This window comes from Methanobrevibacter wolinii SH, from assembly GCF_000621965.1.
Lineage (GTDB): Archaea > Methanobacteriota > Methanobacteria > Methanobacteriales > Methanobacteriaceae > Methanarmilla > Methanarmilla wolinii.
On the sequence record NZ_JHWX01000017.1, the window covers coordinates 17,650 to 37,649 of the forward strand.

16 protein-coding genes are annotated in these 20,000 nt (G+C 23.4%); 4 read left to right on the forward strand and 12 right to left on the reverse strand.

The window, feature by feature from the left end; genetic code table 11:
* Nucleotides 1-21: 21 nt before the first annotated feature.
* Together speB and T523_RS02655 are read right to left on the reverse strand one after the other, a co-directional pair.
* A complete protein-coding gene (gene speB / locus T523_RS02650; RefSeq protein WP_042707374.1) occupies nucleotides 22-930 on the reverse strand; it encodes an agmatinase in 909 nt (302 codons plus the stop codon).
* Nucleotides 931-1,224: 294 nt separating this feature from the next.
* Nucleotides 1,225-1,632: a translation initiation factor IF-5A gene (locus T523_RS02655; protein ID WP_042707375.1), complete on the reverse strand. Its 408-nt coding sequence runs from the start codon at nucleotides 1,630-1,632 to the stop codon at nucleotides 1,225-1,227.
* Between the two features lie 732 nt (nucleotides 1,633-2,364).
* Between T523_RS02655 and T523_RS02660 the strand changes: the two genes are divergently transcribed.
* The 4 genes from T523_RS02660 to hemC all read left to right on the forward strand — a co-directional run bounded on the left by T523_RS02660 (nucleotide 2,365) and on the right by hemC (nucleotide 7,646).
* Entirely contained in the window at nucleotides 2,365-2,823 is a 459-nt protein-coding gene (locus T523_RS02660) for a pyruvoyl-dependent arginine decarboxylase (RefSeq protein ID WP_042707376.1), read from the forward strand.
* Nucleotides 2,824-2,849: 26 nt separating this feature from the next.
* Nucleotides 2,850-4,694 carry a bifunctional NADP phosphatase/NAD kinase gene (locus T523_RS02665; protein WP_042707377.1) on the forward strand — a complete coding sequence of 615 codons (1,845 nt, stop codon included), beginning with the start codon at nucleotides 2,850-2,852 and terminating at the stop codon, nucleotides 4,692-4,694.
* Between the two features lie 375 nt (nucleotides 4,695-5,069).
* Nucleotides 5,070-6,539 (forward strand): coenzyme F430 synthase, encoded by a 1,470-nt coding sequence (gene cfbE / locus T523_RS02670; RefSeq protein WP_042707378.1) that lies wholly within the window; start codon nucleotides 5,070-5,072, stop codon nucleotides 6,537-6,539.
* A gap of 231 nt (nucleotides 6,540-6,770) precedes the next feature.
* A complete protein-coding gene (hemC, locus tag T523_RS02675) occupies nucleotides 6,771-7,646 on the forward strand; it encodes a hydroxymethylbilane synthase (protein ID WP_042707379.1) in 876 nt (291 codons plus the stop codon).
* Between the two features lie 305 nt (nucleotides 7,647-7,951).
* Here hemC and T523_RS02680 read toward each other — a convergent pair whose 3' ends face one another.
* The 10 genes from T523_RS02680 to T523_RS02725 form a co-directional block, all read right to left on the reverse strand.
* Complete coding sequence (locus T523_RS02680; RefSeq protein WP_042707380.1) at nucleotides 7,952-8,575, reverse strand: orotate phosphoribosyltransferase-like protein; 624 nt, start codon at nucleotides 8,573-8,575, stop codon at nucleotides 7,952-7,954.
* Nucleotides 8,576-8,595: 20 nt separating this feature from the next.
* On the reverse strand, nucleotides 8,596-9,555 hold the full coding sequence (locus T523_RS02685; RefSeq protein ID WP_042707381.1) for a Gfo/Idh/MocA family protein: 960 nt from the start codon (nucleotides 9,553-9,555) through the stop codon (nucleotides 8,596-8,598).
* A gap of 655 nt (nucleotides 9,556-10,210) precedes the next feature.
* A complete protein-coding gene (locus T523_RS02690) occupies nucleotides 10,211-10,552 on the reverse strand; it encodes a hypothetical protein (RefSeq protein ID WP_042707382.1) in 342 nt (113 codons plus the stop codon).
* A gap of 582 nt (nucleotides 10,553-11,134) precedes the next feature.
* Entirely contained in the window at nucleotides 11,135-12,367 is a 1,233-nt protein-coding gene (prf1, locus tag T523_RS02695) for a peptide chain release factor aRF-1 (RefSeq protein WP_042707383.1), read from the reverse strand.
* A 312-nt stretch (nucleotides 12,368-12,679) separates the two neighbouring features.
* The gene (locus T523_RS02700; RefSeq protein ID WP_042707384.1) at nucleotides 12,680-13,552 is read right to left on the reverse strand and encodes a heavy metal-binding domain-containing protein; all 873 of its coding nucleotides are present in this window, start codon (nucleotides 13,550-13,552) and stop codon (nucleotides 12,680-12,682) included.
* Between the two features lie 142 nt (nucleotides 13,553-13,694).
* Nucleotides 13,695-14,018 (reverse strand): heavy metal-binding domain-containing protein, encoded by a 324-nt coding sequence (locus tag T523_RS02705; protein WP_042707385.1) that lies wholly within the window; start codon nucleotides 14,016-14,018, stop codon nucleotides 13,695-13,697.
* A gap of 142 nt (nucleotides 14,019-14,160) precedes the next feature.
* Complete coding sequence (locus T523_RS02710; RefSeq protein ID WP_042707386.1) at nucleotides 14,161-14,352, reverse strand: DUF2116 family Zn-ribbon domain-containing protein; 192 nt, start codon at nucleotides 14,350-14,352, stop codon at nucleotides 14,161-14,163.
* Nucleotides 14,353-14,363: 11 nt separating this feature from the next.
* Entirely contained in the window at nucleotides 14,364-15,041 is a 678-nt protein-coding gene (pyrH, locus tag T523_RS02715; RefSeq protein WP_042707387.1) for a UMP kinase, read from the reverse strand.
* 254 nt (nucleotides 15,042-15,295) lie between these two features.
* On the reverse strand, nucleotides 15,296-17,662 hold the full coding sequence (locus tag T523_RS09250) for an MJ1255/VC2487 family glycosyltransferase (RefSeq protein ID WP_232229025.1): 2,367 nt from the start codon (nucleotides 17,660-17,662) through the stop codon (nucleotides 15,296-15,298).
* A 571-nt stretch (nucleotides 17,663-18,233) separates the two neighbouring features.
* A complete protein-coding gene (locus tag T523_RS02725) occupies nucleotides 18,234-19,373 on the reverse strand; it encodes a hypothetical protein (protein ID WP_042707388.1) in 1,140 nt (379 codons plus the stop codon).
* Nucleotides 19,374-20,000: the final 627 nt, after the last annotated feature.

Here is a 20,000-nt window from a genome sequence, read left to right on the forward strand (position 1 = left end):
TAAAATTTAAATATGATTTAATTAATCCATTAAAGATAAAAAGTCATAGATTATCTTAGCTGCATTAATAGCAGTTATATCACCTAACCTATCAGATGCAACCTCCATAACATCAAAACCTAAAATATCTTTATCTTTTAAACAAACTAAAATATCTTGAATATTTTCTGGTGAAAGTCCACAAGGTACAGGATTACCTAAAGAAGGAGCATATGCAGGATCAAGTGCATCCATATCAATTGATATATAAATTGGATTATTAATATTTTCTAGATAATTAAGTAAATAAGTAAAAGATTTTCTTAAATCATCTGCTTTAAATGAAGTAATCTTATTAGAATTCTCACTTACAAACGTCTCTTCTTCTAATGATGATGAACGTATTCCAATTTGAATAATTTCTTTTGGATTTAAATCAAATACTCTATGCATAATTGTTGCATGTGAATCTTTTTCACCTTGATAATCATCAATAATATCCCTATGTGCATCAATATGTACTATAACAATATTTGATAAGTCTTTAGATTCTTGATTATTTGCTATTGCAGATAAAGTTCCCTTAGTAGCACTATGTTCTCCACCAATAAGAATAGGCCTTATATTATTATTAAGTAAATCAGATACAACTTCTTCAAGTAAATCACATGTCTTTTTACAATTACCTGGAATTGTATTAAGATCACCGAAATCATAAAATACAGTATCCATTTCCTTATTAAAAGTAGTATTATAATATTCAAAGGAGTATGATGCTTCTCTTACAACAAGTGGACCATATCTTGAACCAACATGATAAGATACAGTACTATCAAATGGAACACCAATAATACCCCATAAATTATCATTATCATCTTGATTAATATTATTAAAATCAACTTCTTCTTGTGAAAATGCAAATTTACAAGGTTCATGCATACCAAATATCATTTAAAAACACCTAATAATTAGAGTTAATTAAAAAAAAAACTAAAAAATAAGTAAAAAATAAATTATTTTTTATAATAAAAAAATAATTAAAAAAATCCCTTAAGTTTTAACTAAGTAGCCCAGACTGGAATTATTAAATAGCTAAATATTAATTTAAAAATAAATTAATTTATAAAATATTAATATTTAATAGTTAAAACTAATTAAATAGCTAAATTGAAAATATTAGATTAAATAACTAATTTAAACCAATATTAAAACTTGAAATTTAAATATAATTAAAAGTTATGAAATCTAGAAACTAGGTGCTGAACCTTTAGTTCTCATGATTTTCATATTACCCATAGCTTCAATATATTCTACTTCAATACCTTCAACGATTTTGTCAGCTAATTCTTCAGGTAATGGTAAATCTAAAGTATCGTAGTTTTCCATATCCATGATTTGAACATTATTACCTTGGATAGATAAAACTTGACCTACTCTTTTATCAATAATAGGGATATCCACTTTACTGTTTACAGGTTTGGTTAAAGTTCTTTTTTGACCATCGAAAACACCAATAGCTTCTACTCTAGCTTTAGCTGCTCCATGTTTACCAGGAGAAGAAGTACTTAAACCAACAATTTTACAAGGTTCATCATTTAATACTACGTATTTACCAACTTTTAAAGTTTTAACTTCTACAACTTTTGTTGCCATAAAAAATCCTCCAAAAAAATATAAATATAATATAATAATTATTGATTTTAAAAATAAAAAAAGATTTCACTTTAAAATCAGATAAAAATAATTTTTAATCAAAAAATTATCTTGAATATGAAAAAACATATTATTATATTATTATATTAAACTTATTTTTATATAAATGTTAGTATTATAAAAGCTTTTTAAGATAAAAACTATTAAACCAATTTTTTAATTAATATTAAATAATTTTTAATAATAAATAATGAATATAATTTTATAGAATTATTATAAAACTGAATAAAATAAAGATAAAAAATTAAAATTTGTATATAATAATTATAAAAAATAGAATATTTGCTAATAAAATATTATTTAAATACTTAAGTATTTTAAAATTTAAGATGTTTAATAATTAAGTAGATTAAAAATTTAAGTTTAAAAGATATTGCTTAATAATTAGCTAGATTAAAATTTTAAGTTTAAAAAAGATATTGTTTAATAGTTAAATAGTTTAAAGTTTAAGTTTGAAATTTAAGTTTAAAAAGATATTGTTTAATACTTAACTTGATTAAAATTTAATCTTAAAGATTTTAAAATTAAAGAATAAATTATATTAAATTATAAAATAATAAATAAAAATAAGTTAAAATTTTTAAAAAATTAAAGATGAATTTAAAGATTTTAAAAGAAATAATTTAAAATTTTTAAAAACATTTTTTTACAAATTATAAAGGAAATCATAAAATGAAAGTAGCAATTGTATCAGGAAAAGCAGAAGGACCAACAAGATTAAATGCCTTTGATAATGCATTAAGTGATGCAGGAATTGGAGACGTTAATTTAATTAAGGTTTCAAGTATGTTAGGAAAACAGACAGAAATTGTAGAATTACCTAAACTTAAACCTGGTGCAATGGTAAATTGTGTTCTTTCAAATATTACATCAGACAACAAAGGAGATACCATTACTGCATGTGTAGCAGTTGCTATTGGTGATGAATTAGGTTGTGTTGTTGAAACAACTAATGTTAATGTTTCTCATGAGGAAAATAGAAAAGAAGCTGTGGAAATGGTTAAATATATGATGCGTAAACGAAATGTTAAAATAAACCAGATGATTGTTGAAGATTCAACACACACTGTTAAAAACATTGGATCTGTTGTTGCATCTGTTGTATATATTAATGATGATATTATTGAATAAAAATCTTAATAAACAAGAGGGATTCTATGGATGAAAAAGAAATAGAGATGTGTAAACAAATATCTCTTGATATTATAGAAAATGTTGAAAATGCAGTTAAAGTACATTTTGGAAAAGAGGAATCTGGAAAATTTGTTAAAATTGGAGCTGATGGAACACCAACATCTCGTATTGATTTAGCTGCTGAAGACCAAGTAGTATCCTATCTTAAAAATCAGGATTTCATATGTTACCTTATTAGTGAAGAAATAGGAGAATTAAAACTTGGTCAAGGAATAATGGAAAAAGTAAATATTACTGAAGAACTCATAAAAGAAAAAACACCTGAAGCTAAGTATATATTCCTATGTGATCCTTTAGATGGAACAAGTAATGCAATAAAAAACATACCTGCATTTGGTATTTCAATGGCAATAGCACCAGTACCAAAAGGAAGAGTTGCAACACTTAATGATGTTGAAATAGGTACAATTAAAAACTTTGCAAATGGTGATATCTGTCAAGCAGTAAAAGGAAAAGGTGCTTTACTTAATGGTAAAAAAATGCATCCAAGTACTGAAGATCAACTTGATAAAATTTCACTTGGAGGTTTTACAAAAAGTAAAACAGTTTCAGTATCAACACTTGTAGATACAGCAAGAAGAATGAGAGTTCTTGGATCCGTTGTTCTTGAATTATCATATATTGCATGTGGAAAATATGATGCATTTATGGATTTAAGAGGAAGTAGAGTAATTGATATCGCTGCAAGCCAATTAATAGTTAAAGAAGCTGGAGCAATTGTTACAAATAAATATGGAGAAAAATTAGATACAAAATTAAGTATATATGAAAAGGTAATAATCGTTGGTGCAAGTAATAAAAAACTTCATGAAAAACTTATTAAAATTATAAATAATGATGAAACTAAAAAGATTGAATCCGTTGCAATTGTTTCAAGAATTGATGAATATAAATCAATGCTTTTTGCAGTTAAAATTGCAAACACCTTACTTGATAAAGGTATTAATGTATCAATTGAAACAGAACTTGCTAAAAAGCTTACTGAATTAAAAAATAATCCGGATCTTGTAAAAATCATAAAAGATACTCAGAATAAAGCACCAAGTATTGCAAAACAAATAGAAGATATAAACTTTAATATAAACTTCAATGGTCTTGCAACAGACCTTTCTGATTTAAGAAGTGATTTTGCAATTATCCTTGGTGGTGATGGTACCTTACTTAGAACACAATCACATATAACAACAGAAATACCAATATTCGGTATAAATATGGGTACAGTTGGATTTTTAACTGAAATTGAAGTTAGTGATACTTTTAAAACATTAAATAGTATTCTTGAAGGTAAATATTATAAAGAAAAACGTAGCCAAATCATTGTATCTCATGAAAACCATGAATACACTGCATTAAATGAAGTTGTAATAATGACAGATAAACCTGCTAAAATGTTACAATTTGAGATTTCAGTAGATGGAGAAATAGTAGAAGAATTTAGAGCAGATGGTTTAATTATATCTACACCAAGTGGTTCAACAGCATATTGTATGTCTGCAGGTGGACCTATTGTAGATCCCAAAGTTAGAGGATTTGTAATTGTACCAATATGCCCATATAAATTAGGTGTAAGGCCATTTGTTGTATCTGATAATAGTGAGATACGTGTTAAATTACTTAAAAGAGGTAAAAGTGCAATATTTGTAATGGATGGACAAAACATTGAAAAAGTAAATTATATGGAAGAATTAATCTTTAGAAAATCACAAAACGATGTTACATTTATTAGAACAAATAATAAATACTTTTACAGTAAAGTTAAAGCTAAATTAAGTGAAGGTGGAATTAACACTGAACCTAGAAGAATTTAAATAATTAAATTTAAAAGAAATTTAATTTATAAATTTTAATAAACAAAAAAGGTTTTTAAAAACCTTAATTTTCTATTTTTACTAATAAATTTTATTTAAATATACAAGTGACATGTATTTAGAATAATGTTTAGTAATAAAAATAATAAAAAAATTAATACAATTTAATATAATAAATAAAGTTTTATTGACATATAAATTAATAGACTCCAAATTAAAATGTATTAGAATAAAACTTATTTAAAGCATTAAATTAATTGAATTAAATTAAATTATTTATAAACTAAAAATAAATAAAAAATTCTAAAAACAATAGACTTTAAAAAAGCTAAAAAATCTTTCAAGAAATTAAAATATTTAAAAACATGTGATATTATGGATTATCTTATAGTTGATATGACTCATGGTGGAATAAAAATAGCAATTTCACTAAAAAAACAAAATAATAAAAATAATGTTTATGGATATGATATCTATAATACATTAAATGAAGATAAAAGAAGAATACTTGAATTATATGATATTAAAATGATTGAAGATATTTCAAAATTAAAAAATATAAAAAACCTAAACATAATATCACCAATACATTGTATGCTACAAAAAGAAGACTATGAAAAAATCATAAATCCAAATATTAAATATTATACTCACCATGATGGAGTAAAGTTAATACTTAATAATTGGACTAAAAAAATGAGAAAATTAAATATTCCAATAATTGAAATTACAGGAGTAAAAGGTAAAACAAGTACCTGTTTTATATTAAAAGAAATTTTAGATAATCCACTTATATTAAGTAGTTTTGGAGCATACTTATTTAAAAACAATAAAAAAATCACATTAGCAAAAAATATCAGTATTACACCAGCAAATATTATAGAAACAATAGATACTGCAGAAAAAATAGAAAATCCAAAATGTAGTCTTAAAAATGATGGAAACACAAAAAATAATATAGGATATAAATCTGCAATATTTGAATCATCACTTGGAGCATGTGGAATTGGTGATATTGGAATACTTACAAATATTGTTGAAAATTATCCAATAGCTAAAGGTAAGTCTAATGCTAAAATAGCTAAAAAACAAATATTCAACTGTAAAAACATTGTAATAAATCTTGAAACCTTAAATAAATATTATCCAGAATTTAAAAATAAAAATAATATTAATACATTTACAATTTATAAAGAGAATACTAATAACAATGGAAATTTAATTGCTAAAAATATAAATTATTCCCTAGAAAAAACAAGCTTAAGTATTGAATATAATGATTTAATTACAATTTATGGTGAAAAGATTAATGGAGAATTTAATATTGAAGTATTTGCTCCTGGTGAATATCATATAATGAATTATTTAGCTGCTATTACCTGTGGATTAAGTCTTGGAATAAATAGTAAAGATATTGCTAGAAAAATAGTTAATTTTAAAGGTTTACCTGGTAGAACATCACTTAAAAAAGAAGCAAATTCAATAATTATTGAAGAAATCAATCCAGGGATAAATACAAATGCTATTAAAGAATCAATTAAAATAGTATCACAATATAATAATTATATCATAATACTTGGTGGAAAATATGGTATTACATGTGAAGAGATTAATGAGGAAATACTTGGAAATGCCCTTGATACAATAATTATGAATAATTCTAAGCTTAAAATTATACTTACTGATGAACTAGGTAAATCATTAATTAGTAAAATAAGAAATAATGAAAAAGATAATGTTAAATATATTAGTAATTTAGATTCAGCAATAGATTATGGAGTAAAAAATAATAAAAATATTTTATTAATTTATAGATCAAATTATAGTCAAATAAATAAAAGATAAAGAAAAATAAAACAAGACTAAAAATAAAAAAATACTTTAAAAAAAGTAAAATAAAAAATTAAAAAGACATTAAAAAGCACAATAAGATTATAAATAAAACTAGAACTTATAAAATTATTAATAAAATCAGGCTAAAAAAACTAAAATAACACTAAATTAATAAAAGATAAAAAGAAAAAATAATAACATTAGAATTATTAATTAATACTTTAAATTAAAAGGAGTGAAAAGATGAAAGTAGGAACAAGAGGAAGTCAATTAGCACTTACTCAAACAAAACAAACATGTCAAGAACTTGCTAATATAACTGGTGAAAAAATAGAAATTGACATAATAAAAACAAAAGGAGATAAAATTACAAACTCCCAATTATACAATATGGATTCAAAAGGATTATTCACAAGAGAATTAGATTCAGCAGTTCTTAATGAAGAAGTTGATTTTGCAGTACACAGCCTTAAAGATGTTCCAACAGAACTTGATAGTGATTTAACAATTGCAGCAGTTCCTACAAGAGAAAAACCAAATGAAGTTCTAATTTCAAATAAAACATGGGATGAATTAGAAGCAGGTTCAAGTCTTGGATCAAGTAGTCTTAGAAGAGAAGCATTTTGTAAATATTACAATAAAGAATTTAAATTTAAACCATTAAGAGGAAATGTAGAAACAAGAATTAAAAAAGTTCTTGATGGACAAGCAGATGCAACATTAATGGCTGAAGCAGGACTTAATAGATTAGGTTTAACTAAATATATTAAAGAAGAATTCCCTGTTGATTACATTACTCCAGCAGCAGGTCAAGGAGCACTTGCAGTTATTACAAGAAAAGATAATAAAGAAATTATTAATACACTTAAAAAAATTGATGATTATAATTCAAATAAAGCAGTACTTGCTGAAAAAACAGTATTATATGAATTAGGTATAGGATGTCAATGGCCACTTGGATCATATGCTAAATTAAATAAAGACAATAAACTTGAACTTTACTCAATCTTATTAAATGAAGATGGTGAAATCTTACATCAAGTTAAATCAGCATCATCAATTAGAGCTGCTAAAGAATTAGGAGTTAAAGTTGGAAGAGAATTACTTGAATACTTATAATTCTTATTCTTTTTTTAATTATTTTTAATACATAATAAATTCAAAATAAACACTTATTTTTAATACTATAACATAAAATTAAAACATAATCAATTTAAACACTTATTCTAAATACTACAACTTAAAATTAAAACATAATAAATCAAATAAAGAAAATACTATTTTTAAATTTATAAAAACTATTCATAATTAAATGAAAATAAGAAATATAAAAAAATAATAAAAAAACTAAGAAAGCAAAATATACAAAAAAACACAAAAACAGAAAGAATACAAAATAAAATAAAAAAATAGAAGGATAAAAATTATCCTAGTCTAGAAACACTAATTAATGATTTAACAGGAACACCATCAATATAATCAAAACCTGCTTTATCAATTAAAACAGCTACAGCAATTGGTTCTCCACCAAGATCTTTAATTGTTTTAATTACTTCATCCATAGTTTTTCCACTAGTGATTACATCATCTACTACAACAACTCTTTTTCCTTCAACAGAAGCAAAATTAGTACTGATAGTACCAGCATTATCAGCGAAATCCTCATTTTCTATTTTTGTTTTTTGTGGATGGAAAACTGCAAGAGCTGTATCATAGCCCATTTCATAAGAATAATAATCAGCCATCATAGTTGCAAATGGAATACCACTAACTGCAATACCAAGAATTACATCAGCTTCTCCTTCAGTAAGAGCCATATCACTTAAAGCTGCTGAAACATATTTAAGTCTTGTAGAACTTCCACCAAGACTATTCCAATTTACAGCAAAATCAACTGGAACATCTTCTTTTTTAGTATCAGCAGATTGTTGAAGTGTTAACCATCTAGCAGTATCAATAGATACATTTAATTCATCAGCAATTTCTCCAGTAGTTAATCCATGTGCTCTTAATTCATGAGCTTTATTAATAAGTTCAGTATTATCCATATAATCACCAGTTAATAAATTTATTCTTTTAATTCATCAAAAGAAATTGGTCTTTGGACTTGTGAAGATTTATCTGCAGCAATAACCATTTTAAGAGCATTAAGACCATCTTCACCAGTAATTACTGGTTGTTTATTATTAGCAACAGCATCTAAGAAGGAACTTAACTCTTCTTTTAATGGTTCTTTGTGTTCAATTTGAATATCTTGTGCAAATTTACCATGTACATCAATACTTTGATCAATGTAATCTACACTAATAATTCCATCGGTTCCTGTAATAGAGATTTCTCTTCTTTTATATGGGGTTAACCAATTTACTTCAAGCATACCAGTTGTTCCACCAGCGAAATTAACCATAATTTCTGCATGGTCTTCATATTCACAATCTTCTAAAATACTACCCATTGTAGCATATACTTGTTTTACCTCTTGATCAAATAAGTAGTACATTACATCTAAATCATGAATAGCTAAATCTATTGCAACACCTACATCTCTTATTCTAGGTGGGTATGGTCCTACCCTTTTAGCTGATGCTGATACAACATCACCAATAACATCATTATCAATTAATTCTTTAGCTTTTTGTACAGCTGGATTAAATCTTTCTACATGTCCAGTTGCAAGTAACACACCTTTATCATGAGCTGCTTGAATCATTTCTTCAGCTTCTTCTAAACTAAATGCTATTGGTTTTTCAACAAGAACATGTTTACCATGTTCAATAGCTGCCATTACCGCATCATGGTGGAAGGTAGTTGGTACACATACACTTACAACTTCTATTTCAGGATCATTTAATAAATCCTCATAATCAGCATAAGGTTTTGCATCAAATTTATTTGCTACTTTATTTAAAGTATTTTCTGATACATCTGATACTGCAATAAGATTTGCATTCTCTAATTTATAATATACACGAGCATGGTTATATCCCATTGCTCCAACACCGATAACACCTACATTAATGTTTTTCACACTATGCCTCCGATAACTTATAACTTATAATAATATAATTTTCAAGATATTTAAAAATATCTTTTTTTAATTAAAAATCAAAATCTTTAAAAATAGTCTTAATAAAATTAAAAGTCTAAAAAATATTTAAAAATAATCTCCTATTTTATTTTTTAAATTAAAATAAAATTTACATATCTTATATAATTATTTTAAATTAATTTAATATAAAATTTACCATCTATAAAAAAAATAAGAATTAAATAAGAAATACATAAAAAACACAAAATATATATACAAAACAAGAATAAAAATACAAAAAATAAATTAAACATTTAATAAAATAAAATTTTAACTATATGAAAATAGAAAGAGATAATAATTAAAAATTAATAAAAAAAGTTTAATATGAAATAATAGAAAAAACAATTAAAAAAAAAGAAATAAACTTAAAAAACAATAATAAAATAATTAAATTTTAATTATTAGATAGTATTAAAGTTTTAAAGTAATAAAATAAAATAAATTTAATTATTAAATTGTATTAAAGCTTTTAATTAATAAAATAAAATAAATTCAATTATTAGATTGTATTAAAGTTTAAAAGTAATAAAATAAAATAAATTTAATTAAATTTAATTAAATTATCTAAATAAATCAATTATTATAACTAAACTTAATTATTATGTTGTCTTGGAATAACATCAGTTTTTGGAGGATTTTTATAATATTGATGAGAATTATAACCAATTAAATACTCATTTTTAGTAGAACTATATTTCCTTTTAGATTTAACATGATGAGATACAGGAGCTGCTGGATGTTGATGCTCATCATAAATCTCATTAAGAATTGCTTTAAAAGTATATTTATCAATATTATATAATTTATGAAACTTCCTAAATAAAGATGATTTAGCTTGATTTTTATTTAAAAATGCATCTTTAATTTCATTATATTGATCAATATTAATTACACTAATAGTCCCAGGACCTATTTTATATCTTTTTTTATCCATTATACACCCTTCATTTTCCTATTAATAAATTATTATAAGATTAAAATATATCGTTCAGATAATAATATTTTTTAATAACTCACTGTATATCTTTTTTAATTTTTTAATATATAAAATTATAGTTATCAAATATATTTATGGAAATTATTCAATAAACATATAAATTATATGAAACATCTTTTTATTTTTATAAATAAAACTGACATAATTTTAACAATATGTACAAATGTTAAACAAAATTAAGAATTAAGTTTAAAAATAATAAGAATAAAAGTAAAACTTTTAAATTATATCAAAAATCTAATAATTTTAAAATAAAGACCCTGTTAAATGATATTCAAAAATTTAACAAAAAATCTAAGTATTTTTAAATAATAAAACTCCACAAAAAGATATTCAAAAATTAAACCAAATATCTTTAAATAATAAAACTCCACAAAAAGATATTCAAAAATTAAACCAAATAAAACCTAATTATCCTTAAATTATAAATAAATTATATTCTAAATTTTAAGAATTTCAAGAAAGTCAAAATAAAATATAAAAATTAGAAAAAATTTAGAAAATAAAAAATTAAAAAATCTAAATATGATATCTTAATATAGCTGCAATTCCACCGAAAGCACGATATAATTGCATACCCTCTTCAGTTTCAGTTGAAATTAATTCAACATGAGAACCAACTTCTTCAGCCATTTCAACAAAAGTATCAACAAGATCAACACTTTTATCTTCTTTCATACGTTCATTACATTTATCACATGTAAATTCAAGATCTGATTTTTTTCTTGGTGTAATATTTTTAGTCCAACCACATTGAGGACATTTCATAGTTACACGTTTTAATTTAAGACCTTCAGAAAGAAGAAGAGTATCTACAGCACCAATTTGAAGATTACGTCTAACTTCATCTTCACCATAACTAGCAAGACCAGTTTTATCATTGATAAGCTCATGTAAAAATTTTTGAACAATTTTTTTCTCTTTCATTACATCTAATTCTTCAAGAGTATCTGAAGCTTTATCAATAACCTCACGAATACCAAATTCACCAGTATAAGAGGTATCTACAGTAGTAATAACTTTATCTTTAATTTCATATTGCATGAAGTCTCCTTCATAGAAATCAATTTTAGTATTACCTGGTCCACCTAATAATACACCTTTGAGATCATCTTTAATAGGTAAATATGCTTCATTAACATGTCTACCAATCCTTTTAAGGAATTCTCTTGCAGCATCTTCAATAACACGATCAAACCTTCTTTGAGATTGACCTCCTGCTTTATGTTTACCTGGTACACCACTAGTTAAAGTAGCAATAACATTAATATGTTTACCTTTTAAAGTAGCAATAGTTGCTTCTTTCCTATCAATAACACAAATACCATAAACATCTCTTTCAGATACCATTTCTTCTAATGGTTCTAAATAGAAAGTACTATCACAGATATACCAATATGTTGTAATAGGTTCAGGTGGTTCTAATACATATGTTTCCATTTTCTCAGTACCTGGACCTCCTCTAGGAATCATACCAGTAAATAAAACTAAACCATTTTCTGGTGCTTGTTTAAATAATTTAATTCTTTGAATAATAACCTCAATAGCAGATTGAACATTTTTTCTAGTGGATTTACTTTTAATGTTAGAACTTTGTCCAAGTTCATCTCTCATTTGTTTTGCAACATCACTAATTTGTTTTGAATGAGGTATATATACAGAAACTAATTCAGTTCCCCTTCCTTTTTTCTCTGATAAATTTTTAATAGTTTTTTTGAATTCATATAATTCTTTTGAAGATATATCAGCCATTTATCTCTTCCCCGTAAAAATAAAATAATAAAAAATAATAATTATAAAAAATAATTAAATTAAAAAAAATTAGAATCTTATAAAAATATAGATTCTTTAAAATATAATATTATAATATATATTTTTAAACTTAATAAATATAATGTTTATCTCATTAAGATATTAAGGATAATAAGAAAAATAAAAATTATTAAAAACTAGATTTCTTAAGTAATTTTTTAAAAAATAAAATAATAAAAAGGGATAAAAGAACCGATATAAAATAACACCAGTAGCTTTTACAACAATATAGAAACTATTTCCATAAAAGAACTAATATAAAATAACACCAGTACCTTTTGCAACAATATGGAAACTATCTCCAAATAATTCCCCAACAATATTATAATCAACTTCTAAATCAAGAACACCATTTCCACCATGACTTTTTACTTCAAAAGCTAATCTAGATAATGCAATATTTTTAGCTTCCTGAAATCTTTTAAGAAGAATATCCTCTTCTTCCTTTGTTTTAACCTCAAATAGTTTATTTTGATTTGGAATAATTACTGAACCTTCATAAACTCCAATATATTCTTTAACTTTTAATTGCCATGGATGAGTGGTAGTCATAAACAAGACCCCTAAATTATTAACATTTACATTATCTAACTCAGGTGCAAAATTCTTTTTAGTTAAACGATATTTAGGAGGCTTAAATTCTTTACCTCTAAGTCTACACCATATTGGAACAAAGGTATAATAAAGTTTATCTGTTAATCTTTTAAAATAACCAGTACTATATGAAAGTAGACCAATTATTACAACTAAAAAGAAATAATTAACAGTTGTTGGAAATGCTGCTTGTAATATAACTATAATTGCCCCAATAGTTATACCATTAAATCCAAGTGTTGGATTTGCAAGGATAAAACCATGAATTACAGTAACAAAAAATAAGATATATGCACTAACTGCACCAGTAGTTTCATTTAAAAGTTTATTAGATAAATATGTTTCAGCATAACCTGCAAATAATGGAGCAAAAATAAATGCAAGGTTCCAACCAAAAATAGCTATATTAAAACGAAAACTAAGAGCATAAGTAAGTGAACCTACAAATGAACCAAATATGATACAAATTGCAGCTTTCTTATCTTTCTCTTTATCCCGATTTTTAAAGTCAAAATCCTCTAAAAACTTCATTTAGATTCCCTTAGAAATAATTATAAAAAAACTAATAAAAATAAAGTAAATAAACTAAATAAATTTAAATAAACTCTTATAAATTAAGTAAACTAAATATAAAACGTGAAAATCGCAAATAAACATAATATTATAAAATAAACTAAACATAAGTTATTGCAGTTCCATAAGCAGTAACTAAAATAGTATTACCCATAGTTCCACCAAGATTTGCATAATTTATTTTTAATCCAATAATTGCATTAGCACCAAAATCTAATGCTTTATCCTCCATACTTCTAAGAGCAACCATCCTAGCTTTTTGGATTTCTTCTTCATACCTAGATGTTCTTCCACCTACAACATCACGTACACCAGAGAACAAATCTTTATATACATTTGATCCAATTAAAGCTTCTCCAGTTACAATACCATAATATTTTTTAATTTGTTTACCTTCAAGAGTATTAGTTGATGAAAGAATCATCTCATCACCATATAAATTAATTAAAAAATAGAATTAAATATACTAAAAAATTATATTAACTGTATTAAAATTAAAAAAGATTATTGATTAAATTAAAGTAGTTTAACTAAAAATTTATAAAAAAATTAAATAGAAAAAATATCTATTTAATAATTACAAAGTATGCCCAAACCAATATAAATATAATTAATAAAACAGTTACTAATTTTTGATTTCTATTCATTTGTTTTTCTCTTTGACGAATTACTTTTTCACAATCTGGAGAACATGCTCTTTCACTTAATGGAATTGGTGTTCCACAAACTGGACAATGTTTATGTGGTTCTACTGCCATAAATTTCACCTCTAATTAGATATTATTTTAGTTCCTATATCTTCACCATTCATAATTTTAACAAGATTTTCTGGATTGTTACCATTAGCAATAACAGTATCAAGTGAAGAACGTTTAATCATTTGAATTGCAGTCATATCAAAGAATTCATAAGTACCTGCTTTTACATCTTTACCTTTAATGAATTCCATCATATCAGAAGCTGTAATTTCTTTAATTAATTGTGCATCCTCAAATTTATTAGGATCTTTATCATACATACCATCAACAGATGTTAAATTAATAAGTAAATCTGCTTTAACATATTCAGCTAAAATTGCACTTACTGCATCAGTACTATGAGCAGGTTCTGTTCCACCCATAACAATAATTTTTCCAAATGCAGAATATTCTAAAGCTTCTTTAAAGTTAACTGGAACTTTTTGATATGCACTATCACCTAAAGCAGATAATAATAATTGTGCATTGATTCTAGTAACTTCAATACCTATTGCATCACTTTGAGCTTCACCACAACCTAAATCTCTTACAACACTAATATAATCTCTTGCAGGTTTTCCTCCACCTACAACAACAAATATTTCATTATCCTCAGATAATGATTTTAAAATGTCTGCATAAGCTTTAAACATTTTAGCGTCATATTTTTGTATTAAAATAGATCCTCCAATTGCCACTACTATTTTCATATATTCACCTGAAACTTAATAAAAATTATTAAATTATTTATCTTTATTAGATATCTTTTTTATATTATTTAAAACTAATTTTTTAATATAAAAATGACTCTGTTGAAAAAATAATAAATCTAATTATATCCCTAAATATTTAATTAAATAATTAAATTCAGTATACTTTATAATATCTCTTAATACTTAATTAAAAAATCAAATCCATTATACTTTATAATATTTCATAATATTTAATTAAATAATTAAATTTACTATGTTTTATAATATTTCTTAATATCTTTTTCTAATTCATTAATTATAGCAGTATTATCAGTATTTTGAACCTTATCAAGATTTTTTTGATATTTATCAAGATTTAATAAGAATTTTTTAATATTATTAATTTTCATATCTTCATGATACTCTCCATAACCTAATTTATCAACATAAAATCCATTAAGAATTTGTTCAAAATTACCTAAAGCAGGCATACTATAAATTGGCTTTTTAAGATAAATAGCTTCACTGATTAATGTAAAACCACCATTTGTAATAACTGCTTTAGCAGTTCTTAAATCATCATAAAAGACATCTTCATTAAATTCCCTATAAGTTAAATTTTTATCATAACCATTTTTATTAAAACCATAAACAATAAATTCTTCATCAATCTTTTTAAGATTTTCCATAAGTTTATAATTAGAATCACTAGTTTGATAAACTAAAATTTTATCTCCTTTTACTGGTTTAAGAGCCATTATATTATCTCTTAAAATTGGAGGATAAATTACGGAATTACTAGATTTTTTAATAGGTGGATTAAAAAAGCTTGTAAGAATATGTATTTTAGCATTTTGAACATAGACTTTAATTACTGCTTTAGCTTTTAACATATCAATTTTATGATTAGGTGGATAATCAATTTCAGTTTCACTAATCATATGAATATTATCTAAACTTATTAAAGGAATATTTAGATAATTAGCAACAAGATTACTATAATTTTCAAAGTCAGAAATAATTAAACCTGGCTTATATTTTTTTGCTAATTTAAATATTGTATTATAACACTTTTTAATATTAGATGGGTTTTCTTTCATACATTGTTTAAATGTTGCAACATCATTTACAACATTATCCTTATAAACTGTATTAAATACACCAATTTCATAAACATTATCAAATTTACTATTTAAATAAGAATATGCCCTATTTCCAGAAAAGATATATACATCATATTCTTTAACAAGATGTTCTAAAATTACAGCACTTCTTATTGCATGACCCATACCTTCTCCACATACACAATAAAAAATGACTTTATTCTTATCTTTTTTAATAGCTAATTGATTATTATTAGATTTAACTAAGTAAGTATTAGATTCTTGATTAGTAGAATTTTTAGATTTAGCTAAATTACTCTGGGACTTACTAGGAGAAGTTCTATTAGATTTAGATTCTAAATTACTCTGAGACTTCATACTAATAGAAGTTCCATTAGATTCAGATTCTAAATTATTTAAAGTTTTAATATTAGAATCTTTTTCATTTTTACCAAATATCTCATCTAAACCCATATTAGAGTTAAAACTATTTTCACTAGCATTATGCTGAGTTTTATTTGATTTAAATTCTATTCCATTGTTGTTTTTATATTGAACTTTTTTTGTTGAAATTTTAATTGGTTTTTTAGTTTTAATTGTACTTGGTTTAATTTTTTTAGATTTAGAATTTCTTAAATCATTAGTTTTTAAATTAATAATATTTCTATTTTTACTTTGTGTTTTAATTTTATTTTTATTAACAGAATTATGATAATTAGATTTTTTATTAATTGGTTTATTTAAAGACTTAAATTTAAGTTTAGATGGAGTATAATCAACTTTAGATGAATTAGAATTAATACCATTTGAAGAATTCTCATCTACATTTAAATTAGAATCATGACCAAAAGTATAACCTAACTCTTCTGCAGATGTTCTTTTACCTCTAAAATCATTAATTGTACTTTTACCATAAACCTTTATAAGAGAAAGTAAACCTTCTTCTTCAAGTCTCCTAGTTGAAACATATAATTTTGCAGTTCTTAATACTTTAAAATTAGAGATATCTCCAATTCTTTCAATATAGTCAGTATCTTCACCAAAATCTAATGTTTCATCAAATCCACCAACTTTTTCATGGAGACTTCTTCTAGAAATAATACCATAACATCCTGCTCCATGAGGTTTAATATTTTCTACAGAAATCATGAATTTATTTGCAAAATCATGTAATATTTGATAATATTTTCTATCAGAATCTGCCATCATTTGACTAATTGCAATTCCAAGATTATCCTCTTCAAATTCAGATACACAATTTTTAAGATATCCTTTTGAAAGTTTTAAATCAGAATCTAAAAATAGTAAAATATCACCTTTAGCAATTTTAGCACCATTATTCCTACCTACAGCAGGCATACCACCTTTAACTATTTTACATCCAAAATTACGTGCTATATTAACCGTTTTATCTGTAGAATCTGCATCTGCAACAATTATTTCATAATCTTTATAATCTTGCCTCTTAATACTATCAAGAAGTTTAGGTAAATACTCTTCTTCATTATATGTTGGGATTATAATACTTAATTTCATCTTACAGATTCCTCACTTAAAAAATATAAAAATAACTAATGATTTTAACATAATTAAAATCTTTTAATATAAAATAATTTCTAAAAATTCTAAAAACTAGTCTTAAAATTAAAAACTCATAATATAAAACAGTTTCTAAAAGACTTAACATATACTAATATATCATACAAAGTATATTAAATTTTAATAAAAAAAAGATTTTTTTAAAATATTTTAATAAAATTAAAAAATAAAAATGAAAGTTCTACTTACTAAAAATTAACAATATTTAAATACTTTTAATTTTTAAAATAAGGTTTTTTAATTTTAGTTTTTAAGTACTAATACTATTTAAACTATTATAAACTTACTTACAAAACTTAACTACATACAATTTAAAAGAATATTAATACTATTTAAACCATTATAAACTTACTTACAAAACTTAACTACATACAATTTAAAAGAATACTAATACTATTTAAACCATTATAAACTTACTTACAAAACTTAACTATATACAATTTAAAAGAATACTAATACTATTTAAACTATTATAAAAACTAGAATTTTAAAAATAAATTAAAAAAGTTTAAAGATAAGAATAAGGATTCCATGAAATAGTAAATGCCTTACACGTACCATTTAAACGAAAATCTAAACTATTTAAAAGTTTCATTTCATTATGATTTGGAGATAAATGATAAACCTCCCTATCAGGAGAATGTTTAACACTTAACACACCATAATCATTTAAATCAATATTATCTTGTGGTTCTAAAATATTTACCTCATAATAAGAGGTTTGAGCACAAGCAAATACAAATGCAAATCTTAGAATAATAATAAGACAAAGAGTAATATGAGGAAGAGCAATCTTAAAATAATGTTTAATGTTTTTCTTCTTTGAAATATTATCTCTAAATATAGATAAATCTTTTAATATATTATCTTTTAAAGTACTTGCTTCAGTATATTGTTTAGATGCATCAATATATTTAGTAGTTTTTTTAGTCTTTGTTAAAATAGGACTTACATAATCAATTAAATACTCATTAAACATGATGATTAAAATTCCATAAATTCCAGCAATAGTAGGAGTTGCAAATAAACCACCATCCATAATACCAATTATACCAAGACTTAATAAGAATATTAATAATAGTTTTGGAAAAAGACTCCTATTTTCAACAGATTTAATCATTGTAATAAATAAAATAGGAACAATTACAAAACATCCTTTAACCACATTTGGAATATATGGTGCAAGACTATTACCTATATGAATACTACTTGGAATATTTTGTATAATTAAAACAAGTATTGATCCAAATACTGATTTAAAAACATGTGAATGTTGAATACTTGTTGTTGTCATTTTAGGTTCTACAACAACAAAGGTAGTTTCTAAAGGTAAATTAAGTTTTAATCTAATATAAATTTCAGTTAATATTCCAATAATACCAAGAATTAAAATTAAAACTAAAGATAATTTAAGATAAAAATCATTAGATTTATTAAACCAATTTATATTATGTTTTTCACCATATCTTGAACAGATTAAAAATATCCCAAATATTACAAAATATAAGACATCTTTTCCTTTAGATGATCCCATAAGTAAAGGTTGAAATAATGGTCTTATAATAAGATCAAGAAAGCTTGTAAAATAAATTAAAGCTCCAAATATTATTAATATTAATCCTGCAAGATAATAATTATCTTTTTCCATAAATTAACCTACACTATTTTTAATAAAAATATCATTTATAAAAAAATAATTAAACTTAACAGATATCTTTATAATTATTAATATTTAAATAATTTTTAAAAAGTTTAAATAATTTATGGAAAAACAATTAAGTTCATAAAAAAATTAGAAAATAGTAAAAAATTTAATAATTTAAAAACTCAAGAAAAATTAAAAAAAAAATTAATAAATTAAAAAATAACACAATCTCAAGAAAAATCAAAAACTCAAATTTAGAATAATAATAAAAACTTTAAAAATAATTAAAAATAGCTAGCAAATAAATCAAATAAGAATAAAATTAGAGTTAAATAAAAAATTAAATATTGATCATAAAAACAGTATATTTCAATATCAGTATATAGAGTATACAAAATAAAGAAAAACAAACAGAAACTAAAACATAAAATAAACACCAAATAAGAAATAAAAAAGAAAAAACCCAATAAAATTTTTATCTAAAAATAAAAATACCACTATTAGATAATTATATAAAATATAAACCAATTTAACAATGAAAATAAAAATATTCAAATAAAATATGAATCTATTAAATCTTATTTTCTTATAAATATTTAATAATTAAAAAACAAATTTAATAAAATTATG

Bases quoted from the DNA above. Each gene is read 5' to 3' on its own strand.
- speB (WP_042707374.1), bottom strand. From the start codon at position 930: ATGATATTTGGTATGCATGAACCTTGTAAATTTGCATTTTCACAAGAA.
- T523_RS02655 (WP_042707375.1), bottom strand. From the start codon at position 1,632: ATGGCAACAAAAGTTGTAGAAGTTAAAACTTTAAAAGTTGGTAAATAC.
- T523_RS02660 (WP_042707376.1), top strand. From the start codon at position 2,365: ATGAAAGTAGCAATTGTATCAGGAAAAGCAGAAGGACCAACAAGATTA.
- T523_RS02665 (WP_042707377.1), top strand. From the start codon at position 2,850: ATGGATGAAAAAGAAATAGAGATGTGTAAACAAATATCTCTTGATATT.
- cfbE (WP_042707378.1), top strand. From the start codon at position 5,070: ATGGATTATCTTATAGTTGATATGACTCATGGTGGAATAAAAATAGCA.
- hemC (WP_042707379.1), top strand. From the start codon at position 6,771: ATGAAAGTAGGAACAAGAGGAAGTCAATTAGCACTTACTCAAACAAAA.
- T523_RS02680 (WP_042707380.1), bottom strand. From the start codon at position 8,575: ATGGATAATACTGAACTTATTAATAAAGCTCATGAATTAAGAGCACAT.
- T523_RS02690 (WP_042707382.1), bottom strand. From the start codon at position 10,552: ATGGATAAAAAAAGATATAAAATAGGTCCTGGGACTATTAGTGTAATT.
- prf1 (WP_042707383.1), bottom strand. From the start codon at position 12,367: ATGGCTGATATATCTTCAAAAGAATTATATGAATTCAAAAAAACTATT.
- T523_RS02700 (WP_042707384.1), bottom strand. From the start codon at position 13,552: ATGAAGTTTTTAGAGGATTTTGACTTTAAAAATCGGGATAAAGAGAAA.
- T523_RS02705 (WP_042707385.1), bottom strand. From the start codon at position 14,018: ATGATTCTTTCATCAACTAATACTCTTGAAGGTAAACAAATTAAAAAA.
- T523_RS02710 (WP_042707386.1), bottom strand. From the start codon at position 14,352: ATGGCAGTAGAACCACATAAACATTGTCCAGTTTGTGGAACACCAATT.
- pyrH (WP_042707387.1), bottom strand. From the start codon at position 15,041: ATGAAAATAGTAGTGGCAATTGGAGGATCTATTTTAATACAAAAATAT.
- T523_RS09250 (WP_232229025.1), bottom strand. From the start codon at position 17,662: ATGAAATTAAGTATTATAATCCCAACATATAATGAAGAAGAGTATTTA.
- T523_RS02725 (WP_042707388.1), bottom strand. From the start codon at position 19,373: ATGGAAAAAGATAATTATTATCTTGCAGGATTAATATTAATAATATTT.